The organism is Streptococcus sp. DD13 (assembly GCF_001578875.1).
Taxonomy (GTDB): domain Bacteria; phylum Bacillota; class Bacilli; order Lactobacillales; family Streptococcaceae; genus Streptococcus.
Genome location: NZ_KQ969506.1, coordinates 430,963 through 452,741, shown reverse-complemented (window position 1 = coordinate 452,741; position 21,779 = coordinate 430,963). Strand labels below are relative to the sequence as shown.

The 21,779-nt window shown below is 42.5% G+C and carries 22 protein-coding genes and 1 pseudogene; 6 read left to right on the top strand and 17 right to left on the bottom strand.

Annotated elements, in window-relative coordinates; translation table 11 throughout:
- From STRDD13_RS02025 to STRDD13_RS02015, 3 genes and pseudogenes are all read right to left on the bottom strand, one after another.
- Positions 1–530 (bottom strand): annotated as a pseudogene (locus STRDD13_RS02025) (signal recognition particle receptor subunit alpha); the annotation flags it as partial.
- 17 nt (positions 531–547) lie between these two features.
- Positions 548–880, bottom strand: a complete 333-nt coding sequence (locus STRDD13_RS02020) for a putative DNA-binding protein (RefSeq protein ID WP_067101211.1) — start codon at positions 878–880, stop codon at positions 548–550.
- A 133-nt stretch (positions 881–1,013) separates the two neighbouring features.
- Positions 1,014–1,709 carry a GntR family transcriptional regulator gene (locus STRDD13_RS02015; protein ID WP_067101209.1) on the bottom strand — a complete coding sequence of 232 codons (696 nt, stop codon included), beginning with the start codon at positions 1,707–1,709 and terminating at the stop codon, positions 1,014–1,016.
- A gap of 189 nt (positions 1,710–1,898) precedes the next feature.
- On the opposite strand from STRDD13_RS02015, the gene guaA reads away from it, so the two are divergent.
- The 4 genes from guaA to STRDD13_RS01995 all read left to right on the top strand — a co-directional run bounded on the left by guaA (position 1,899) and on the right by STRDD13_RS01995 (position 8,497).
- The gene (guaA, locus tag STRDD13_RS02010; RefSeq protein ID WP_067101206.1) at positions 1,899–3,455 is read left to right on the top strand and encodes a glutamine-hydrolyzing GMP synthase; all 1,557 of its coding nucleotides are present in this window, start codon (positions 1,899–1,901) and stop codon (positions 3,453–3,455) included.
- Positions 3,456–3,720: 265 nt separating this feature from the next.
- On the top strand, positions 3,721–4,557 hold the full coding sequence (locus STRDD13_RS02005) for an alpha/beta hydrolase family protein (protein ID WP_231852540.1): 837 nt from the start codon (positions 3,721–3,723) through the stop codon (positions 4,555–4,557).
- 277 nt (positions 4,558–4,834) lie between these two features.
- Positions 4,835–6,274, top strand: a complete 1,440-nt coding sequence (locus tag STRDD13_RS02000) for an APC family permease (RefSeq protein WP_067101200.1) — start codon at positions 4,835–4,837, stop codon at positions 6,272–6,274.
- A 192-nt stretch (positions 6,275–6,466) separates the two neighbouring features.
- On the top strand, positions 6,467–8,497 hold the full coding sequence (locus STRDD13_RS01995) for a bifunctional metallophosphatase/5'-nucleotidase (RefSeq protein WP_067101197.1): 2,031 nt from the start codon (positions 6,467–6,469) through the stop codon (positions 8,495–8,497).
- Between the two features lie 190 nt (positions 8,498–8,687).
- Here STRDD13_RS01995 and STRDD13_RS01990 read toward each other — a convergent pair whose 3' ends face one another.
- The 10 genes from STRDD13_RS01990 to STRDD13_RS01945 form a co-directional block, all read right to left on the bottom strand.
- Positions 8,688–10,142: an alpha-amylase gene (locus STRDD13_RS01990; protein WP_067101194.1), complete on the bottom strand. Its 1,455-nt coding sequence runs from the start codon at positions 10,140–10,142 to the stop codon at positions 8,688–8,690.
- 148 nt (positions 10,143–10,290) lie between these two features.
- Positions 10,291–11,136: an alpha/beta hydrolase gene (locus STRDD13_RS01985; protein ID WP_067103148.1), complete on the bottom strand. Its 846-nt coding sequence runs from the start codon at positions 11,134–11,136 to the stop codon at positions 10,291–10,293.
- Between the two features lie 160 nt (positions 11,137–11,296).
- Entirely contained in the window at positions 11,297–11,899 is a 603-nt protein-coding gene (locus tag STRDD13_RS01980) for a lysozyme family protein (RefSeq protein WP_067101191.1), read from the bottom strand.
- Complete coding sequence (locus STRDD13_RS01975; protein ID WP_067103146.1) at positions 11,900–12,874, bottom strand: nucleoid-associated protein; 975 nt, start codon at positions 12,872–12,874, stop codon at positions 11,900–11,902.
- Positions 12,874–14,136: a serine hydroxymethyltransferase gene (glyA, locus tag STRDD13_RS01970; protein ID WP_067101188.1), complete on the bottom strand. Its 1,263-nt coding sequence runs from the start codon at positions 14,134–14,136 to the stop codon at positions 12,874–12,876. The genes STRDD13_RS01975 and glyA overlap by 1 nt, the downstream gene beginning before the upstream one ends.
- A gap of 59 nt (positions 14,137–14,195) precedes the next feature.
- Positions 14,196–14,627 carry a GNAT family N-acetyltransferase gene (locus tag STRDD13_RS01965; RefSeq protein ID WP_067101185.1) on the bottom strand — a complete coding sequence of 144 codons (432 nt, stop codon included), beginning with the start codon at positions 14,625–14,627 and terminating at the stop codon, positions 14,196–14,198.
- A gap of 1 nt (position 14,628) precedes the next feature.
- On the bottom strand, positions 14,629–15,231 hold the full coding sequence (locus STRDD13_RS01960; protein ID WP_067101182.1) for an L-threonylcarbamoyladenylate synthase: 603 nt from the start codon (positions 15,229–15,231) through the stop codon (positions 14,629–14,631).
- Complete coding sequence (gene prmC / locus STRDD13_RS01955; RefSeq protein ID WP_067101179.1) at positions 15,215–16,051, bottom strand: peptide chain release factor N(5)-glutamine methyltransferase; 837 nt, start codon at positions 16,049–16,051, stop codon at positions 15,215–15,217. The genes STRDD13_RS01960 and prmC overlap by 17 nt, the downstream gene beginning before the upstream one ends.
- Positions 16,051–17,130: a peptide chain release factor 1 gene (gene prfA, locus STRDD13_RS01950; RefSeq protein ID WP_067101177.1), complete on the bottom strand. Its 1,080-nt coding sequence runs from the start codon at positions 17,128–17,130 to the stop codon at positions 16,051–16,053. The genes prmC and prfA overlap by 1 nt, the downstream gene beginning before the upstream one ends.
- 3 nt (positions 17,131–17,133) lie before the next feature.
- Positions 17,134–17,727, bottom strand: a complete 594-nt coding sequence (locus tag STRDD13_RS01945) for a thymidine kinase (RefSeq protein WP_067101174.1) — start codon at positions 17,725–17,727, stop codon at positions 17,134–17,136.
- Between the two features lie 181 nt (positions 17,728–17,908).
- Here STRDD13_RS01945 and STRDD13_RS01940 point away from each other — a divergent pair, with 181 nt between their 5' ends.
- Together STRDD13_RS01940 and STRDD13_RS01935 are read left to right on the top strand one after the other, a co-directional pair.
- The gene (locus STRDD13_RS01940; RefSeq protein WP_067101171.1) at positions 17,909–18,184 is read left to right on the top strand and encodes a hypothetical protein; all 276 of its coding nucleotides are present in this window, start codon (positions 17,909–17,911) and stop codon (positions 18,182–18,184) included.
- A gap of 37 nt (positions 18,185–18,221) precedes the next feature.
- Entirely contained in the window at positions 18,222–18,404 is a 183-nt protein-coding gene (locus STRDD13_RS01935) for a 4-oxalocrotonate tautomerase (RefSeq protein ID WP_067101168.1), read from the top strand.
- Positions 18,405–18,547: 143 nt separating this feature from the next.
- Here the strand turns inward: STRDD13_RS01935 and STRDD13_RS01930 are convergent, their stop codons facing one another.
- From STRDD13_RS01930 to STRDD13_RS01915, 4 genes are all read right to left on the bottom strand, one after another.
- On the bottom strand, positions 18,548–19,129 hold the full coding sequence (locus STRDD13_RS01930; RefSeq protein ID WP_067101165.1) for a xanthine phosphoribosyltransferase: 582 nt from the start codon (positions 19,127–19,129) through the stop codon (positions 18,548–18,550).
- A 10-nt stretch (positions 19,130–19,139) separates the two neighbouring features.
- On the bottom strand, positions 19,140–19,763 hold the full coding sequence (gene nth / locus STRDD13_RS01925) for an endonuclease III (protein WP_067101162.1): 624 nt from the start codon (positions 19,761–19,763) through the stop codon (positions 19,140–19,142).
- 102 nt (positions 19,764–19,865) lie between these two features.
- Positions 19,866–20,936 carry an ABC transporter substrate-binding protein gene (locus STRDD13_RS01920; protein WP_067101159.1) on the bottom strand — a complete coding sequence of 357 codons (1,071 nt, stop codon included), beginning with the start codon at positions 20,934–20,936 and terminating at the stop codon, positions 19,866–19,868.
- On the bottom strand, positions 20,933–21,706 hold the full coding sequence (locus STRDD13_RS01915; RefSeq protein ID WP_067101156.1) for an ABC transporter permease: 774 nt from the start codon (positions 21,704–21,706) through the stop codon (positions 20,933–20,935). Before STRDD13_RS01915 ends, STRDD13_RS01920 begins: the two co-directional genes overlap by 4 nt.
- Positions 21,707–21,779 lie beyond the last annotated feature (73 nt).

Below are 21,779 nucleotides of genomic sequence, written 5' to 3'. Positions count from 1 at the left end.
AACCATGACGGACAATGTCGACAGCTGGAGTCTCTGTCCCCATAATCAAAGACAGGAACATTGATTTGTTCTCCTAACGTTTTGAGCTGATCAATGGCAGCTGGACGATAAATATCGGCCGCAATCATCATTGGACGCGCCTGTTCCTCTTTGATGAGCTTATTGGCCAGTTTGCCAGCAAAGGTCGTTTTCCCGGCCCCTTGAAGACCCACCATCATGATAATGGTCGGGATTTTATCAGATTTGTTGAGCTCAGCTGTTTCTGCCCCTAAGATTGCTGTCAATTCTTCATTGACGATTTTAATAATTTGTTGGGCAGGATTGAGTGTGTCAATGACTTCGTGGCCAATCGCTCGTTCCCGAATTTTTTTGATAAAGTCCTTGACAACAGGTAGAGCAACGTCTGCTTCAAGTAAGGCCAATCGAATTTCCTTCGTTGCTTCTTGAATATCACGTTCTCCGATTTTTCCTTTTCGAGTTAATCCCCGAAAGACATTTTGCAATCGCTCTGTTAAATTTTCAAAAGCCATTTTTGTAACTACTCCTTTTAATCACGATTATCAATACTAGATAAAATAGCTAGTTTTTCTTGGATAAAGTCATCCTCTGCATACTTTTCAGCCAGTTGATCAAAAATCTGACTCCGGACAATATAATCCGAGTACATATGCAATTTCATTTCATAGCTTTCCAAGACCTTTTCTGTTCGTTTGATATTATCATAGACAGCCTGGCGACTAACCCCAAATTCTTCTGCAATTTCAGCAAGACTGTAATCATCTGCATAATAAAGTTCAATATAATTCATTTGCTTGTCCGTTAAGAGAGCTGCATAAAACTCAAACAAGGCATTCATTCGATTGGTTTTTTCAATTTCCATACCCTTTATTTTAGCATAAAGTCAGGGATTTTGATAGTCAGGGCTAGAAGATTCTGCGTAAATATTTTACATAAACAAAGTTATGTAAACTGATTTTGTAATGTGATGCTTAAGAACTTACTTTCATTCGCCGTTAATTATTTTCTAGGTAAAATTCAAAGCGATCTCCGACATACTGGCTGCGGACATATTCAAAGGGTTGCCCGTCTGCCAGATAAGATACCTGGGTCAGAGCTAGAATTGCATGCCCTTTTGGAACCGAAAGATAGGAGGCTACTTTGTCTGTAGCTATTTTGGCGTAGATAGTCTTTTCACTTTTTCCGATTTCAAACCCATTTTCGGTAAGGGTTTGGAAAAAATGCTCCGTTATGTCCGTTTGCTGAAAAGGCTGGATGATGCGTTCTGGTATGGTGGCTACTTCGTAAACGACTGGTAATTCATCAGCGTAGCGAACCCTCTCCATGCGGACAACGCCTTCATTTGCCTTTAAGTGAAGCTGCTTCTGCTCCGTTTTACTAGCTGTTTTTCGCTGGTATGAAATTAATTTTGTGGAAGGAACTTTACCTTGAGAGTGGATGATGTCCGTAAAGGAAGTGGTCCCCCTCATTTTTTCTTGCACACGGTGGCCAGCTACGTAGGTTCCGCTTCCTACCTTGCGCTCTAACATCCCTTCATCTACTAGTAAGGTGATCGCCTGACGAAGCGTCATACGGCTGACTCCAAATTCTTCTGCCAAATCCCGTTCGCTGGGCAGACGATCGCCAATTTTCCATATTTCTTGGTCTATTTTTTGCTTAATGGCATCATGTATCTTGATATAGGCCGGCATCTTGTTTCCTCTTGAATGTATGTTTTTTTCAGGGACGAAACGCTGATACATGTTAAGATGCGCTAGCCCCAAAAAGTTTCTATCTATCATTTTACCATAGGCTTGGAAAAAGAACTGCAAAAAGCTAAAAAATATGCTAGAATAGAGTAGAAAACGTCGAGACAAGGGACGTTAAAAGAAAGGGAAATCATGACGGAAATCGTAACAGACGTTCAAAAGATTATCGTGTTGGACTACGGAAGTCAATACAATCAATTGATTGCACGCCGGATCCGTGAATTTGGGGTCTTTTCTGAGTTGAAAAGCCACAAAATCACAGCTGATGAAGTAAAAGCTATTAACCCAATTGGGATCGTCCTATCTGGAGGACCGAATTCCGTATATGCGGACAATGCTTTTGGGATTGATAAGGGCATTTTTGAGCTAGGGATTCCTGTTTTAGGAATTTGCTATGGGATGCAGCTGATGACGCATATCTTTGGAGGGACAGTCCTTCCTGCTGGTGAAGCTGGCAATCGTGAGTACGGACAATCAACGTTGCGCCTCCGGACAGAGTCGCCATTGTTTGCAGATACTCCTCTTGAGCAAATCGTCCTGATGAGTCATGGAGATGCTGTGACGGAGATTCCAGAAGGATTTCATTTAGTCGGGGATTCAGCTGACTGTCCCTATGCTGCGATGGAAAATTCTGAGAAAAACTTCTATGGGATTCAATTCCACCCAGAAGTTCGTCATTCAGAATATGGAAATCTTATCCTCAAAAACTTTGCCCTCAACATCTGTGGTGCTCGTGGCGACTGGTCCATGGAAAACTTCATTGACATGGAAATCGAAAAAATCCGTCAAACCGTCGGGGATAAGAAAGTGTTGTTGGGCTTATCTGGTGGTGTGGATTCTTCCGTTGTCGGAGTTCTCTTGCAAAAGGCAATCGGCGATCAGCTGACCTGTATCTTTGTAGACCATGGACTTCTTCGCAAAAATGAAGGGGATCAAGTCATGGAGATGCTAGGAGGCAAGTTTGGACTCAACATCGTCCGTGTGGACGCGAGCAAACGTTTCTTAGACCTTTTGGCCGGTGTCTCTGACCCAGAGAAAAAACGGAAAATCATCGGAAATGAATTTGTCTACGTCTTTGATGATGAGGCTAGCAAGCTGACAGATGTTGACTTCTTAGCCCAGGGAACTCTTTATACAGATATTATCGAGTCTGGAACGGAAACCGCTCAAACCATCAAGTCTCACCATAACGTTGGTGGACTTCCTGAAGATATGCAATTTGAGTTGATCGAGCCTCTCAACACCCTTTTCAAAGATGAGGTACGGGCACTCGGGACTGCTCTAGGTATGCCTGATGAAGTCGTGTGGCGTCAGCCTTTCCCAGGTCCAGGTCTCGCGATCCGTGTCATGGGTGAAATCACACCCGAAAAACTCGAAACCGTTCGCGAATCGGATGCTATCCTCCGTGAAGAGATTGCCAAGGCTGGTCTAGACCGTGACGTTTGGCAATACTTTACTGTCAATACGGGCGTTCGCTCTGTTGGTGTGATGGGAGATGGACGTACCTATGACTACACCATCGCCATCCGTGCGATCACGTCTATCGATGGGATGACAGCGGACTTTGCGAAGCTTCCATGGGAAGTTCTACAGAAGATCTCCGTCCGTATCGTCAACGAAGTAGACCACGTCAACCGTATCGTCTACGACATCACCAGTAAACCACCTGCAACGGTCGAGTGGGAATAGTGTTAATAAACTTATAAAAGGCTTAAAATTAAGGTTTTTAGCCTTTTTCTTTTACAACAGTTGACAGGGAGAACGTTGCTTCGTTCCTAACTTGCTTCATGCTCTATTACTTGACCCCAAGTCATGTCGATGCTATACTACAAGTTGAAAAAATGGAGGTATCAGAATGAACCACAAGAGAACGAAAAGATATCCAGTCCTATTTCTAGCCTTGTTTGTGATTGGTCTGATAGGTGTGTTTTCTTACTGGAGGAGTCAATCTTTTGTGGACGAAAATTTTCGCGATACGATTCAAACCGGAGCCACAATGGAAGAACGTTACCTACAAAAGGGTTCTTACAAAGTTAATCAATTTAAAAAGAACACTACTGGTCCAAATGAGTTCTATACGATCTTCTATCCGGAGGTTCTTCAGCAATCCTCCCAAAAATGGCCTTTGCTTTTTGTTGTAAACGGGACTGGTAACAAGGCCTCCTACTATGAATCGCTTTTAGAGCACTATGCCTCTTGGGGATTTATTGTTGTGGGGACCGAAGACCCCACAACCGGGACAGGTGAATCTACACGACAAGCTTATCATGATCTAACAAAAGAAAACCAGGCGATCAATAGTCTTTTCTACCAGAAATTAGATCTTTCAAATGTTGGCTTGACCGGTTTTTCAGAAGGAGGTGTGGCTGTCATGAATGTGATCACACAACCTGGTTATACGAAGCATTTTAAGACCGCAGTGGTTTTATCTCCAGTTAGCGAGGAAATCACACGCCAAACCACCAACTACCCTTACCAGTCTGACAAAGTCGAAATCCCACTTCTCCTCCTAGCTGGTACAGCTGGCTCTTTTGAAACAGAGGAAGTCATTCCTTTGGAACATCTTCAGAACATGTACGAGAAAATAACTCCCCCTAAGGCCATGGCCCGTCGAAAAGGGATGGATCATGTAGCGATGATGACTCAAGCTTCAGGATATGTGACAGCCTGGATGCGTTGGCAATTAAGCCAAGATGAGGATGCCGGAAGAGTTTTTACAGGACCGGCTCCCGAGTTTCTTACGAATGACCATTATCAGGACCAGCAACTCTCCATTTCCTCTACAGACTAGCTCTATTTTATGGCACCATTTTTGATCAATCCATCAAAAATGGTGTTTTTTTGTAAAATACTCTGAAAAATTTCGCAAACGAAAGAAAACAAATTCATCTTTGTTTTTGTCTTGAAAGCGTTACCTTTTGTTTAGGTTTGTGATAAAATAAGATTGTAAGAGAATGAAGCGTCTTATTTTTGACGGTTTTTAGGTCCTTTCTTTTACTAGGATAAGGAAAAACGAAATAAACTGGTACTACAACAGACAATTGCGCACTAAAAGGAGGTATTGACTTATGCAAGAAGATGCTAAAAAATTAAACTGGTTAATGCTATCTTTAATTGCCTATAATATGGTATGGGGACTCTCCAATGTTGTGGTCAATTTTGCCCAACAAGGAATTGTCGTTGTGACATCTTGGATTTTGATCATCCTCCTCTACTTTGTCCCCTATAGTTTAATGGTGGGACAGCTCGGATCTACTTTTAAGGATAGTGATGGGGGCGTGAGCGATTGGGTGGAAAAAACATCCACTAAACAATTGGCTTTTTTTACAGCTTGGACCTCTTGGGCGATCCAAATCCCTTATCTTGCTCAAAAACCCCAACGGATCATGATTTCTCTTGGCTGGATCTTTCAGGGAAATGGGGATGTCTTATCTGCTATGTCCATCCCACAGATTGTGTCGATTGGTCTACTGATTTTTCTGTTATTCCTCTACTTATCCACGAAGGGATTGAAGCTCCTCAAGTTTTTTGGGTCCATTGCGGGTGGCTCCATGCTTATCATGTCTCTTCTCTTTATTCTCTTAGCAGTTGGCCTTCCAGCTATCAAACCTGATGTTCAGTTTGCGACAGCAAACATGAATCAGGTGTCAACTTATATTCCGAGATTTGATTTTTCCTACTTTACGACAATCGCCCTACTGATCTTCTCAGTAGGTGGGGCAGAGGCTATCTCGCCATACGTTAATAAAATGAAGAATCCCGCGAAAAATTTCCCACGGGCCATGATTGTCATGGCATGCATGGTGGGAGTTAGCGCTATCTTAGGTTCTATTGCTATGGCAACCATCTTTGATAGCCAGCACATCCCGGCTGATCTCATGCGAAATGGTAGTTACGAAGCCTTTTCTGTACTGGGTCACCATTGGGGACTTGGAAATTTTCTTGTAACGATTTATGCCATCTCAGACTTTCTGGGACAAGCTGCTGTTCTTGCAATTTCCATTGATGCACCTTTGCAAATCTTTCTTGGAAGTGCGGACAAAGATTTCATTCCAAAATGGCTTCGCAAACGTTCCAAATCTGGTATTTTGATCAATGGCTACCTTCTAACTGGAATTCTTGTGAGCATTTTGATTGCTCTTCCACTCTTTGGCCTTAAGGAAATCGATGGTCTGGTCCAATGGATGACCAACCTAAATGCGATTGTTTCGCCAATGTGCTTCTTATGGGTCTTCTTCGCCTTTATTATGCTATATCGAAACTGGGACCGCTATCGCCATGCAGAGTACATCTATATCAAACATCCAAGGTTCGGTATAACTGTGGGTACATGGGGCTTTGCCTTCACTGCCTTTGCCTGTATTCTAGGCATGGCGCCACAATTAGACTATGCTAGTGATCCTAGAGCTTGGTGGTTTAGTCTGATTACCAATATTTTAACACCCGTGATCTTATTAGCCTTAGGCTTACTACTCCCATGGTTTGCACGGCGTGAACAAAGGAACTAAGCTTTGCGAGCCTAAGCTACTTACTACTTGTGTTCTCCCTGACTCACTCTAATCTAGGATTGGAGTGAGTTTTTTATGGCAATCATTCTTGCCTCCATAAAAATGTCCTATTGTGCTCTTTTAAAAAATAAGTTACAATAAAGATGCTATTGCTGTAGCGCTTACAAATTGATGGTCTAAAAGGAGAAGATGATGAAGAAACAAGTAATCCTGAAAAGTAGCATCCTTGCAGTTGTCGCAGGGTTTAGCATCATGGCGACAAACCAAGCCTTAGCTGATGAGATTGCAGTCCAATTTATGGGCGTGAATGACTTTCATGGAGCCCTAGAGACTACAGGAACTGCTCGTTTAGAGGATCAGACGGTTAGAAATGCTGGGGGCGCTGCTCTTTTAGCAACCTACATGGATGATGCTGAGGCGACTTTTAAGGCTGAAAATGATGCGAAGGACATGCCCAATACAACCATTCGAGTCCAAGCAGGAGATATGGTCGGAGCGAGTCCTGCAAACTCTGCCCTCCTTCAAGATGAACCAACTGTAAAAGTCTTCAATCAATTAGATGTTGAATATGGAACACTTGGAAATCATGAGTTTGACGAAGGATTAGATGAATTTCATCGGATCGTAAGTGGTAACGCTCCTGAAACTGGGAAATTTAATGCGATTGTCGACAACTATCGTCACGAAGCTGCAAAACAAGAGATCGTCATCGCTAATGTGGTGGATAAAGATACGAAGCAAATCCCGTACAATTGGAAACCTTATGCCATCAAGGAAATTCCAGTAAATGATAAGTCTGTCAAAGTAGGTTTTATCGGCGTTATTACGACGGAATTTCCAAATTTGGTTCTAAGAAAAAACCATGAGCAATACAATGTTTTAGATGAGGCAGAAACGATTGCCCACTATGCCAAAGAACTGAACAATCAAGGAGTACATGCGATTGTAGTCCTGGCTCACGTAGCAGCCACTAGTAAAGATGGCGTAGCTGCGGGTCCTGCTGCAGAAATGATGGAAAAGGTCAACAAGCTTTACCCTGAAAATTCCGTCGACTTGGTCTTTGCGGGACACAATCATGTCTATACAAATGGTAAAGTGCAAAACACATTAATTGTCCAATCTACTTCACAAGGAAAGGCATTTGCAAACGTACAAGGTGTCTTGGATACTGATACAGCAGATTTTGTTGCGACTCCTACTGCCACCATTACAGCGGTGGACCCAACATCAGGAAAAACAAAAAATGCTGCAGTTCAGGCGATTATCGATGATGCCAATGCCACTGTTAAAAAAGTAACGGACGCAAAGATTGGGACAGCAGCAAAGGCTCAGACTATTTCTCGCGAGTTAAACGACCAGAAAGAAAGTGCTGTCGGAGACCTTGTCACAGCTGCTCAGTTAGACATCGCTAGAAAGTCTGGCTATCCGAATGTCGATTTTGCTTTTACCAATAATGGGGGAATTCGTGCTGATTTAGTAGTCCAATCGGACGGAACCATCACTTGGGGGGCTGCTCAAGCAGTTCAACCATTTGGAAATATTCTTCAAATCGTTGAGTTAACAGGTGATCAGATTTACCGCGTCCTTGACCAACAATATGATGAAAAAGAGCTCTACTTCTTGCAAATGGCTGGAATTCGCTATATCTACACGAAACCAGCAGATGCAACGGAAGAGACTCCCTATCGCGTTTATAAGGCCTATAAGGCAGATGGTACTGAAATTGATCGTAATCAGACCTATACAGCTGTCATCAACGACTTTCTCTTAGGTGGAGGAGACGGCTTCTCAGTCTTTCGGGAAGCGAAGTTAATCGGGGCTATCGATCCAGATACGGAGGTCTTTATTCGTTATATTGAGGAGCAAGAAAAAGCGCACCAGCCGATTATGGCTTCTATTCTTGGAAATAAACGCTACCAAGAAGTCGTTTTTGATACAGCTGAAGCCCTGGTACAACCAGAAAATCCCGTATTGGTCATTCCTGAAGATGTTTCAGATAAGGAGACACGTGACGACAAAACCACTCCTACGAACACTTTCAAAGTCCCTGTCACTATCGGAGACAAATCTAGTCCTCAAGACGGTCCGGCAGTCGAAACATCCAGTCTTCTACCAGAAACTGGAGACCAATCGGATCAACTGGTGTCAAGCCTTCTTGCTGCAGCCTTACTCGGTTCATTTGGACTCACCCTGTCCTACAAACGAAAGGAAGAGATGGATTAACCCCTATTAAAAAGAGGGTGGGACAGAAATCGGTCATTCCTTAGAATTCGATCTCGTCGTCCCAGCTCCGCACCGTTGAGTAGGGCTGTAAAAGCGGATGAAATCAGCCTAGTTGAGCCCACTCAACCACTGCGTCTTACGCGACAATCCAAAAACAATTGAGAGGCTAGGACTTTTGTCCCAGCCTCTTTTACTTTTCATGTAACTTCCAGACAGAAACTGACCGCTCAGGCACAAGAAATTCGCCCCAGCCTTCTTCATCAATTTGAACCGTATCCTTACAGTGCTGCAAGGCATCGCAAAACTCTCTTCCAGCATGTTCTGGACCAACATACATTCTTTTGGTTGTGGAGACATGATTATTGATTAAAACAGCTAAAGGAGTATTCCCTTCCTTTCCTTTTCGGGTCCATCCGATACAATGGGGATTATCAAAATAGTCTGTTTGGTCCCCGTAAGCCTGATGAAGTCGCAGATCCAAAAGGAGATCAAGCCTATCCTTGAACGATTGTTGTCCATTTTTTCCAGTCACACCATAATAATCTCCGTAAAAGACACAAGGTAAGCCTTCTTTACGCAGGAGAATAAAGGCATAAGCAGCTGCCTTAAACCAATCTGCAACAGTGGACTCTAAAGCTTGTCCTTTTTGAGTATCGTGGTTTTCGACGAAAGTCACTGCGTGCTTGGGATGGTGTTTCACAAGGCTATCCTCCAGTAACCCCCTTAGATCGTATGCTGATCCAAGACGACCAGCATCAAAAAGATTGAGATGGAGACGGGTATCGATAAGATCGAACCGGTAATGGATCTGTTTAAGATATTGCTCATTATCCTCTAACTCTCCACTCCAGTATTCGCCAAAAACATAAAAATCTGGTCCAAATTGATCCTTGATGTCTCGAATAAAATTGTTCATGAAAAAAGCATCAATATGCTTAATAGCATCCAAGCGAAAACCTTTTATACCCGTTGTTTGAATAAACCAACTTGCCCAGTCATAGAGATTTTGGATCACTTCTGGATGTTTAAAATCAATGTCCGCAAACATCAGGTAGTCATAATTACCATTTTCTGAATCGACTAAACCTGTATGAGCCCAGCCTTTATTGTCTCCTTGAATCTGGTAAATTCCGCTCTTTCCAGTTTTTGCATCATAATCTGTTCCAGTAAAATGATACCAATGCCATTGAAAATCATTGTAGACCTTCCGGCGACCTAGAAAACAAAAATGAGTCCAGCCCTGGATAAGAAAAGGATCTGATACCGGCTTGGTTCGATCGCGAGGATCCACTGCGACGACTTGAAATTCTTCCTTCTGATCGGCTCCAGCCTTATGATTCAAAACAACATCCGCAATCGGGTCAATCCCACACTCTTTTAGGATATGAATCAATGCAAGATAGTCCGCTTTGCTCCCATATTTGGTTCGTATCGTCCCTTTTTGATCAAACTCTCCCAAATCAAATAGGTCATAAACACCGTAACCGACATCATCCCTCTTTGTAGCCTTATAAGCAGGTGGGAGCCAAATCTTTTTTATTCCTTTTCTAGCTAACTCTGGTGCTTCCTTAGCTAGGCGTTGCCAATGCTGGCCATCATCTGCGAGATACCACTCAAATCCTTGTAACATTGTTTCGTTTTCCATTTTGCTTGTCCTTTCATGACCACTTCTGTATCCTCTTCTCTAGTATATCACAATTATGCAAGCGCGTGCATTGTTTTTCTGAATCAATTTATTGAGCAGAAAAGAAAAAACGAAAAAGATGACATTCGTCTGTCATCTTGCTTTTTTCTTATTTCCCCCAGATAAAAGGGATCATAACCTGATCGACTTTAGAAGTCTCATGCAATTGACTGTGTTGACCATCTTTCCCGTCAATTTTAACTTCTCGATACGATTTTGCGCGATTCGCGACTAAATACCGTAAGGATTGAGAGGAAATATTTCGAACACTTTGGTCGGTCCCATCTCCAGTGTCTCCGTAGATGTTCAATACGTCAATTTGATTTGCTGGATAGGTCTCCCGGACTCCTAACAATCTCTGATAGCGATCATCCATGGCACTTGGCTTTCCGTCAGCTGCTAGCGTGACATTTTCAGGCTCATTCATCCCAAGAATCCCATTGAAATGACCTGCAATATCGACTTGTTTGATTAGTTTCGGAAGAGAGGTGTCTTGTCCATGATAGAGTAGGTAATACATGATGGACATATTCCCGTAGGAATGTCCTACCATGTTCATCTCTGTGATCTGATAGCGTTCTTGGAGAGCTTTCACAACTTGATAGGCATAGGTTGCCACTTTTTGTGTATCTGGGTCACTGTTATTTTCATAGTTCACTAGAACAATGGGATTAATAGCTCCTTTTGGAATCTCTCCATTGAGACTGACCTTTCCATCCTCAGCTACATTAGCCTCGATAATGGTATGGGTAACCCCTGCTTCTTTTGCGGCATTGGCCATATGACGCTCGGCATTGCTACTACTGCCAAATCCATGAAAAAATAAAGTAGGGCGCGTTGATTGGACAAAACGCTCCGTATTGAGAGCTACCGGTCGATTCTTGAGGTAAAAACCAGCTCCAAGCAGAAGCAGAAAAGTAGCCAAAATAACTAAAAGAATAGATTTTCGTTTCATTTTATACCTTTCAAATACTTTTAATATATTTTTTCCGAAAGAAAAAGGCAACAGATAAAGCATCTGAAAGCCTCATTCTCCTTTGAAATTATGACTTCATTGACTAATCATACTCAATTTCAAACAGAACTTCAAGAAATTTGCTTGGTAGGTATCGCGATTAGATCACCTGCATGAGTTTAATCAGTTGGAGATTAAAGTTGACAAGCTGTGCATAATAAATATTCCCACCATTAACATAGAGCTTGCCCCCATTGAGCAAAGCTATCGGATGATAGTTCATGTAGGTCTGACCATTCTTATTCCCTAAACTAGGTGCTACAACTGTTTTGGAGTATTCCCGGGCTAGCTCTGTCGTATGTTTTTTCCCGTGTCTAGCAACGTAATCAATATACCCTTGGCCAAAGTTGTAGGCCTGAATAGCTGTCCATTTGTCTACACCTTTTTCATTAGCATATTCTAAATTCTGATTCAAGTATTCAATCCCTTTTCGAATACTCTCTTCGCTATCATTGATAGAATTGCTGATGCCCGAAATGGATTCGCTGGATTGCATAACATCTGCACTCTTCCCTTTTGTTTCCGTGTAAATCATAGCTAAAACTAACTCTTCGTTTTCACTAGAATCATTTTCCGCCAAAATCTGCTTCACCAGACTTTGGTAAGTGTATACTTGGCGGACATCCTGATGAATTTTAAAGATGTGGTAACAAAAAAAGAAGAAACAAAGGAGAGCTACTATTTTGATTAGTTTTTTCATCATCTACTGGCTCTTAATATCTTCAATATTTTTGATTAAGATTGAATAAGTACCGTCCGAATTTTGGATAAATTCGACCGACTCAGCATCCTCATATACTTGATTGGGCACGATTAATTCGATCCCGTTCGAAAGAGAAAGTTTCTGATTTTCCAAGCGTTTTAATTGACGGCTGGTATCAATGCCACTAAAGCTAAGCTCTTCTGGGACACTTTCTTTCACCTGATCAATAAAACTCAGTCGCGCGGTTAAGTTATCGTCAAATAGCTGATCGGCCATTTTTTCAGGTGAAATAGACTGGTTTTCTTCAATATGCTGGTGAAGAGTCGATTTCAACTTGGATTGAAATTGAAAATCATCCTGGTGGAATTGGCCCGCAATCTTTTGAGCGACTTTTTCAACTTCCTTGATCGATTTTTTGGCAGAAACACGCGGTTCGACTTGCAAAAGATGTTGAGAAAGGTAGTTAACAAAGGCTCCATTTGCCTTGATCCGTTTTTCAATCAAATAATAAGACTTATCGGAAAGGTTAATGATCAAGGCTTCGTCTGGAGCAGATCCAGCACCAGGAAAGTTATTTTGGGAGAGCTGAATGGTCTGCCCAGCCTCGTTTGTGATATGGACCAAACTGTCCCGTAAAACCAGTCTCAAAAAGGCGAAGTGCTCAATCCCATGTGTCTCGAAACGGATAAAAACTAAGTCGTTTGTTTTGAATTGCTCTCCCTGAATAAATTCTTCCTTCCAAGCTTGGGCCAATTGGATCGAACTAGCCATTAAGTCATTGGAGATATAGGACATGAATGGTTGATCCTCTGAAAATTGGCCAGTTTTAGCTTCATCGGAATAGACACGTTCAATTTTTTTCCGGAGATATTCTTCAATCTTAGGGCTGATATCAAGGGCACTATCTGCTAAGACAAGCTCCGTATCATCAGGGCTAAACTGATGGATAATCGCTTCTTTGATATAAATATCCATCATGCTTTCTCCTCATACAAAGGAAAAGCATCCGTTAAGCCCTTAACTTCTTGTCTCACTTCCTCTAGAATAGCTTCATTTTCCACATTTTTCAGCGTTTTAATAATGAGCTCGGCCACCTTCCGGCTTTCTTCTTCCCCAAATCCACGTGCCGTAATGGCAGCAGATCCGATACGAATCCCACTGGTCTTAAATGGGGACAAGGTTTCATATGGGATGGAGTTTTTGTTGAGAGTGATATGGACTTCATCCAGCAGGTTTTGGGCTACTTTTCCATTTTCCACGACCTTGGTCACATCGACAAGGAAGAGGTGGTTTTCAGTACCACCTGAAATCACACGGAAGTCAGGATCTTGCAGAAAGACTTGTGCCATAGCTTGGCTATTTTTGATGACAGCTGCTGCATATTCTTTGAAGGCTGTATCCAAAACTTCTTTGAAGGAAACAGCCTTCGCAGCAATAACATGCTCCAGCGGACCACCTTGAATACCAGGGAAGATGGCAGAGTTGATTTTCTTAGCCAAGTCTTCATCATTGGTCAAGATCAACCCTCCCCGTGGGCCACGAAGGGTTTTGTGGGTTGTGGTTGTGGTGATATGGGCATATGGGACTGGGCTTGGGTGAAGTCCTGCTGCTACGAGACCGGCGATGTGAGCCATATCCACCATGAGCTTGGCTCCAACGACATCTGCGATCTCACGGAATTTGGCAAAATCAATGATGTGAGAGTAGGCTGAAGCACCCGCAACGATGAGCTTTGGTTTGACGTCTTGGGCTTGTTTCAAGATGGCATCAAAGTCCAATAGTTCCGTTTCAGGATCCACACTATAGGACACAAAGTTATAGGTTTGACCAGAGAAGCTGACTGAAGCACCGTGCGTCAAGTGTCCACCAGCTGCTAAGTCCATGCCCATAACGGTATCGCCTGGTTCAATCAAGGCCATATAAGCCGCACAGTTGGCTTGACTTCCTGAGTGCGGTTGGACATTGGCATACTTAGCTCCAAAAATTTCCTTGGCACGCTCAATCGCGAGGGTCTCCACCACGTCAACCACATCTGTTCCCCCATAGTAGCGTTTGCCAGGGTAACCTTCCGCGTATTTATTGGTTAAAATAGACCCTTGAGCAGCCATCACGGCCTTTGAGACCACATTTTCAGAAGCAATCAATTCAATCGTGTTTTGCTGGCGTTCTTCTTCTTTCTGGATGGCCTTCCAGAGGTCAGCATCATAGGTTTTAAAATCATCTTTGTCAAAAATCATTTGCTTTCTCCTTTACATAAAGAGGGCGTCATTTTTAAAAACGCGGGGAGTGAGGGGGCTTAAACAAACCGAATAAACCGTTTCTGAACCTTATCGCAAGTATAACCCACTTTTTCGTAAAATGCATGAGCTCCCAGACGATGATCGGCGGAGTTTAAACGGATAAAGGCATCACCACGTTCTTTAGCTTCTTCTTCCAAGCCTTGCAGTAAGCTTTTACCGATCCCTTGACCTTGTGCTTGAGGTGAAACCGCTAATGCTAAAATATTAAACCCAGCTTTGGAATAGAGGGATTCATAAACTTCAGCATGGACATAACCTAGTAGATCATGACTTCCAGCATCCTCAAATCCCAGTAAAAAATGATGAGGATCCTGAGATAATCTAGCTAGCTGACTAGCTGTGTCCTCTGGACTAAAAGAATAGCCCAAAGCCTCTTGATTAATCTCACCTATAGCATTCACATCTGTTTCTTGTAAATCTCTTAGCATCTCATACCTCCTCAAATGGAATTTCCGGTATCTGAGCCAAAATATCTTCTCGCCGAATGCTTCCTTGCCGTAAAATACGTGCCTGGTCACCTGATAGGTCCAAAATCGTCGAATCCTGTCCAGTTAGAAACGCATCGTCTTCTATTCCCAAAACCTCTTGATCAAAATCCTCTAGAATTTGTTGAAAGCTCACTCCACTGGCCTGACCTGAAATATTGGCAGAAGGGCCAATCAGGGGACCAGTTTCCCGAATCAGCTCTAGCGTTAAAGGGTGACTCGGCATCCGAAACCCAACAGTTGGCAGACTAGAGTTGACCCAAACTGGAACTCTTTCATTTGCTGTGAGAATAATGGTCAAGGGACCAGGTAAAAAGGTTTCTACCAGTTTTTGTAGATAAGCTGGCTGATTCTTTGAAAAGTTCAAAATATCCTCAAAAGAAGCAACATTGAGATTGAGGGCCTTGTCTCTAGGACGACCTTTCAGTTGGTAGACATGGTCAACCGCCTTTTCATCTAGCGCTCTAGCAAAGAGGCCATAGACCGTCTCTGTCGGGAGAACAACCGCTCTACCTCCTTCTATCTCTTCTTTAATCTTGTCTATCATCAACGACAACCATCCTATCTTGCCCAAATTGGTCCTTGAGCGTTCGAACCCTTTTATCAGGAAAATATTTCCTAAACAGATCTGGAACGGTTTCGCCTTGTTTGTAGCCAATCTCCAGATAAAGCTTACCACCAGGTTTTAGATAATCCCTTGCCTCCTCTGCAATCCTGCGATAGAGAGCAAGACCATCCTCCTCTGCAAAAAGTGCTAAGTGTGGCTCTGAATGGAATACATTCAAGCCAACCTCTGCTTCATCGTCACGAGATATATAGGGAGGGTTGGAAACGATAATATCATATGAACCATCCAGATGCGCAAAAAGATCCGACTGTACCCACTGTAAACTCAGATTTAGCCGATCAGCGTTTTCCTGAGCAACTTGCAGAGCGTCGGAAGAAATATCAGAGGCTGTTATCGACCATGATGGTTTCTGATGAGCCATGGCCAAGGCAATCGCTCCAGAACCTGTTCCCAAATCAAGAACTTGAAGATCCAGCGCTTGATTTTCTTTTAAAATAAGCGAAACCAATTCCTCCGTTTCCAATCGTGGAATCAAAACACGTGAATCCACATGGAGTTGCAAACCTGCAAATTCTTGATAACCCAAGATATATTGAAATGGCTCGTGATGCGCTAACCGCTCAAATAATGTTTGCATCAAGATCTGGTCTTCAGCAGAGATTTCCTCTCTAAGGTGAAGGACAAGATCCGTTTTATTCCACGCTTTTAACTGTTGAAAAAGGAGAGAAAGGCTTTCACCTTCCTCACCAATCTCTTCTAGCTGTTTTTGAAAAGTCGCTAAAGCTTGAGCATAATTCATCAGTTATTTAGGTCTTCCAATTTTTGTGTTTGGTCATAGAGCACCAAGGCATCAACCACTTCATCCAGTTTACCTGACAAGATGGTATCCAATTTTTGCAGGGTCAATCCAATCCGGTGATCTGTGACACGGTTTTGAGGGAAGTTATACGTTCGGATTCGCTCCGAGCGATCCCCTGTCCCAATGGTCGATTTCCGCTCTGCATCTTGTTCATCCTGAGCAATCTGAGCAAAGTGATCTGCTACACGAGCGCGAATGATTTTCATGGCCTTATCCCGGTTTTTCTGTTGCGTTCGCTCTTCCTGCATCTCTACCTTGATATTGGTTGGCAAGTGAACGATCCGAACGGCCGTCGCAACCTTATTGACGTTCTGTCCACCTGCACCAGAGGCATGGTAGATGTCAACACGAAGGTCTTTTGGATCAATCTCATATTCGACTTCTTCTACCTCGGGCATGACTAAAACAGTCGCTGTTGAAGTATGGACTCGTCCTTGACTTTCTGTCACGGGGACCCGTTGCACCCGGTGAGCACCTGACTCATATTTTAGCTTGGAGTAAACGGATTGACCAGAAACCATAGCCACGACTTCTTTGATGCCGCCGACACCATTATAGGATGCTTCCATGACTTCAAAGCGCCAGCCTTGACTTTCAGCGTATTTCTGATACATCTGAAGAAGATCTCCAGCAAATAACTGAGCTTCATCACCACCTGCAGCTCCCCGAATTTCAAGAATGATGTTTTTATCATCATTTGGATCTTTAGGAAGGAGCAAAATCTTCAAGCGCTCTTCATATTCCTCTTTTTCCGCTTTGGCTACCTTTAGTTCCTCTTTAGCCATCTCTTCTAAATCCGGATCGCCTCCTGATTCTTTGATCATGTCTTCAGCATCCGCAATATTTTGAATAACCTGTTTATATTCACGATAAGCCGTCACCGTTTCTCGCGTATTTGCCTCTTCTTTCGACAAGTCCATGAAGCGTTTCGTATCACTAACGACTGCAGGGTCACTTAGTAACTCGCCAAGCTCCTCATAACGGTCTTCTACCGCTTGTAATTGATCATAGATATTCATGAATTATCTCTCCTTGATTTCGTTCATATGGATCGGTGGATGAAAATAGTGCTTGCGGCAGACCGGGATATAGGTTTCATTCCCACCAATTTGGATTTGTTCCCCTTGATAAACAGGCTGGCCATTCAAGGTCCGAAGAACCATTGTCGCCTTTTTAGAGCAATATTGGCAGATGGTCTTGATCTCATCCAGTTTATCAGCCAACAGCAAGAGATGTTTGGAGCCTTCAAAGAGCTCGTTTCGGAAGTCATTTTTTAAGCCAAAAGCCATGACCGGAACATCTAGTTCATCCACCACCCGTGCGAAATCATAGACGTGTTGCTTGGTCAAAAACTGAGACTCATCAATGAGAACACAATAAGGAGTCTCAGCTAGATTTTGAATATAGGCAAAAACATCCATATCATCCGTGATGGCAATGGCCTCGCGTCGCATCCCAATCCGACTGGAGACGATTCCAAAACCATCTCTCGTATCAATCGCAGAAGTCATAATCACAACTTTTTTTCCTTGTTCTTCGTAGTTATGTGCGACTTTTAAAATCTCAATGGTTTTACCCGAATTCATGGTACCGTATTTAAAATAAAACTGGGCCATTTCTCTACTTTCTACTTCCTCTTCTCCCCATGGAATGGTTCCTGTAGGATGGAGAACTCTGTTGTACTAACTCATCTAGTTTATCATATTTTCTCTTATAATTGAAGAAGAAATCCTGATCAATATGATATACTAGAGGAAGGAACGCTTGTTTCAATTTATCCTTTAGAAAGGAAATTCGATGGACCTAACCATTCTCAGTATCCTCATCGCACTACTTATTATGGGCTCACAGTTTTTGGCGGGCTACTTCAGACTTCGGAATGTTGGCTTGATCCTACCCGTTCTCTCCGTCGTGATGGTCTTTTCATACTTTGTGACCAATAAAATCCCCCTCACCATCTCCAATCTACTCGCAGGATTCGTGGTGATTCTGTTGATTTTGATGCTTTTAATTTATGAATATTGGTGTGGTATGGAAATGAGAAAACGTCGCGAACAAGATCGTTCCAAATAACCTATCATTCATCGTTTTGTAGCAAGGAGGAAGCCTGATGCCATTTGTCCGTATTGAATTATTTGAAGGACGCTCAGCTGAGCAAAAAGCAAAAATCGCTCAGGAAGTGACTGAAGTGATTGCACGCAATGCGAACGCCCCTAAAGAAAATATCCATGTGATTATTACAGACTTAAAAGAGGGAGAATTTTTCCCTCACGGAGAGCTGAAAAAGAAATAAGATAAGAAAAAATTTCTTGAATCACAAGAGGGTGTCACAAGACAAAATCCCCGTTCGAAAACGAATGGGGATTTTTTGTTTTATCAGACCAATAGTGGATTATCAGGACCTTAAGGTCCTCATGAAGACAACTTAGAGACAAACTAAAGATCTGCTGGTGCAAAGACTACTTCACTATTTTCAAAGCGAAGAATCCGAGCTAATGAGAGGACACGATGCCCAGCTTCTTCCAGTAAAGTTCTTCCGTCTTGAAAGGACTTTTCAATCACAATCCCGACTCCCACAACACTTGCTCCCGCTTGTTCAATCAAATCAATCAAGCCGAGTGCTGCTTGGCCATTTGCCAGAAAATCATCAATAATGAGAACACGGTCTTCTTGAGATAAAAATTTGCTAGCAATAGAGACCTGACTGGTCACTTGTTTGGTAAAGGAATAGACTTCCGTCGTCAAGATTCCTTCGTTCATGGTGATATTCTTGGCTTTTTTTGCAAACACCATCGGAACTCCCAATGCCTGAGCAGTATAGAGTGCAGGTGCAATACCTGAAGCTTCAATGGTGACGACCTTTGTTACGTTTTTGTTCGCACAGGCTTCCGCAAAAGTCTGCCCAATCGCTTGCATAAGCTCAGAGTCTACCTGATGTGTTAAAAATTGATCGACTTTTAAAATGGAATCCCCAAGAACTTGACCCTCTCTTTTTATCTTTTCTTCCAATAATTGCATAGAAAACCTCCTATTTTAAATGATATAATTGTGGGAATTGGGAACATTCGGGATTGCGTGGATGGCAAACTTCACGTCCAAATAAAATCATCGCTTGATGAGCTGCTAACCACTCTTTCCGAGGCAGAACCTCCATTACACGTTGCTCAATTTGAAGAGGCGTAGCTGTTTGCGCTACGATTTCATGGTGCTTACAAATACGGCTTACGTGAGTGTCCACAGCAAATGCAGGAATCCCAAATCCAACGCTTAAAACAACATTTGCAGTTTTTCTTCCAACGCCAGCAAGGGCCTCCAATTCTTCTCGCGTTTGAGGGACTTGTCCCTGATATCGGTCTACCAACTGTTGCGAACAAATCTGCATGAAACGGGCTTTATTTCGATAGAGTCCTAGACGGGAGATATAGCCTTCCAACTCCTTGATGGAAGCTTGAGACATCTCTTGTGGTGTAGGAAAAGCCTTGAATAATGCGGGAGTGACTTTATTTACGGCAGCATCCGTTGTTTGGGCAGAAAGCATGACAGCAATCAAGAGTTCAAATGTCGTATGAAAATGTAAACTGGGTTGGGCATCTGGATAAAGAGCGATAATCTCTTCAATCACTTTTCTGGCTTTTCGTTTGGATAAAACCACAGCAGACTCCTTGTTTTAGAATAGCTCTATTATACCAAAAAAAGAGACTAGGACAAAAGGAATATTCCCCCTGATCCTAGACTCCAATTTGGGATAGAACGTTTACTTGCGATACATTTTGACCTGAAGATAAAGGTCATTATAGATACCCAACCACTTTTTACCTAATTGCTCATATACTTCTAAATGCTTCATCGTATCCCCAGATGGGTAAAAGGAAGGATCGTTTCGAACTTCCTCTGGTAACATCGCTTTTGCCTCTTTATTTGGCGTAGCATACCCTACGTATAAGGCATTTTTATAGGCATTTTCTGGACGGAGCATAAAATTGATAAAAGCATAGGCTGCATCCTGATTCTTAACCGTCTTAGGAATGACGATATTATCAAACCATAGATTACTTGCCTCACTCGGAACGACATAGCGAAGATCTTCGTTTCCTTCTAACATTTGCCGGGCTTCCCCAGAAAAACTCACCCCAATAGCCGCATTGTTTTGTATCATATACCCTTTCATCTCATCCGCAACAATTGCCTTGATATTTGGGGTTAATGTATAGAGTTTATCGACAGCCTCTTGTAACTCTTGCGCATTCTTAGAATTTAGGCTATATCCCAAGGAATTGAGACCAATCCCCATCACTTCGCGCGCACCATCAATCATCATAATTTGATTTTTATATTCTGGACGCCAGAGATCCGTCCAATGTTCCGGAGCTTTATCCACCATTTTTGTATTGTAAATGATGCCCAAGGTCCCCCAGAAATAAGGGACAGAATAGTGATTACCTGGGTCAAAGGATTGATTTAAAAATTGAGAATCGATATGTTCCAATCCTTGAATTTTAGTATGATCCAGCTTCTCCAGCAAACCTTCTTCCATCATTTTTGCAATCATGTATTCACTCGGAATGGCAATATCATACGTTGTCCCACCCTGTTTAATTTTTGTATACATGGCTTCATTGGAATCGAAAGTTTCGTATTGGACCTGAATCCCTGTTTCCTTTGTAAACTCTTTGAGCAATTCTGGGTCAATGTAATCGCCCCAGTTATAGATAACGAGTTTATTCCCGTCACTAGATTGCGTACTAGATTCGATGTTAAAGCTAATTCCCCAAAGAAGAAGGATAATGGCGATAATGCCAAGGAAAAATGAATAGAGTCTCTTCATGCTACTTCCTCCTTCTCTCTCGTAATAAAGTAATAACCGATAACTAACAAAATACTAAAGAGAAAAACTAAGGCTGACAGAGCATTAATATCCAAGGAAATTCCTTGTCTTGCACGAGAATAGATTTCAACCGAAAGGGTTGAAAAACCGTTTCCTGTCACAAAGAAGGTTACTGCAAAATCATCCAACGAATAGGTAAAGGCCATGAAATAACCTGCAATAATGGCCGGTGTCAGATAGGGAAGCATAATTTCCTTCATCATTTGAAGCTGAGTTGCTCCCAGGTCATAGGCCGCTGAAATCATATCTTGGTTCATTTCTTTCAGTCTTGGTAGCACCATCAACACAACAATAGGAATGGAGAAAGCCACATGACTAGCCAAGACAGACAAAAAGCCTAATTGAAACTTGAACTGGGTAAAGAGAATTAAAAAACTAGCTCCGATCATCACATCTGGTGCAACCATCAGGATATTGTTCAAGGACAAGAGTGGCCCTTCTAATTTTTTCTTTGATTGGAAGATATAGATTGCCCCAAACGTTCCAATGACCGTTGCGATAAAGGCTGATAAAAAAGCCAATAAAAAGGTTTGGGAAAGGATCAACATCAAACGACTATCTTCAAAAAGACTCTTAAAATGACTCAGACTAAATCCTGTAAAACGATTCATGTCCGATCCTGCATTGAAGGCATACGCAATCAGATAAAAGATGGGAAGATAAAGGACGATAAAGACCAAGGTGAGGTAGATATGTGAAAGTCGCTTCATTGCTCTCTCCTTTCTTTTGTCGCCCACATGATAACCACATGGCGATAATCAAAATAACACCGATTGTTGAACC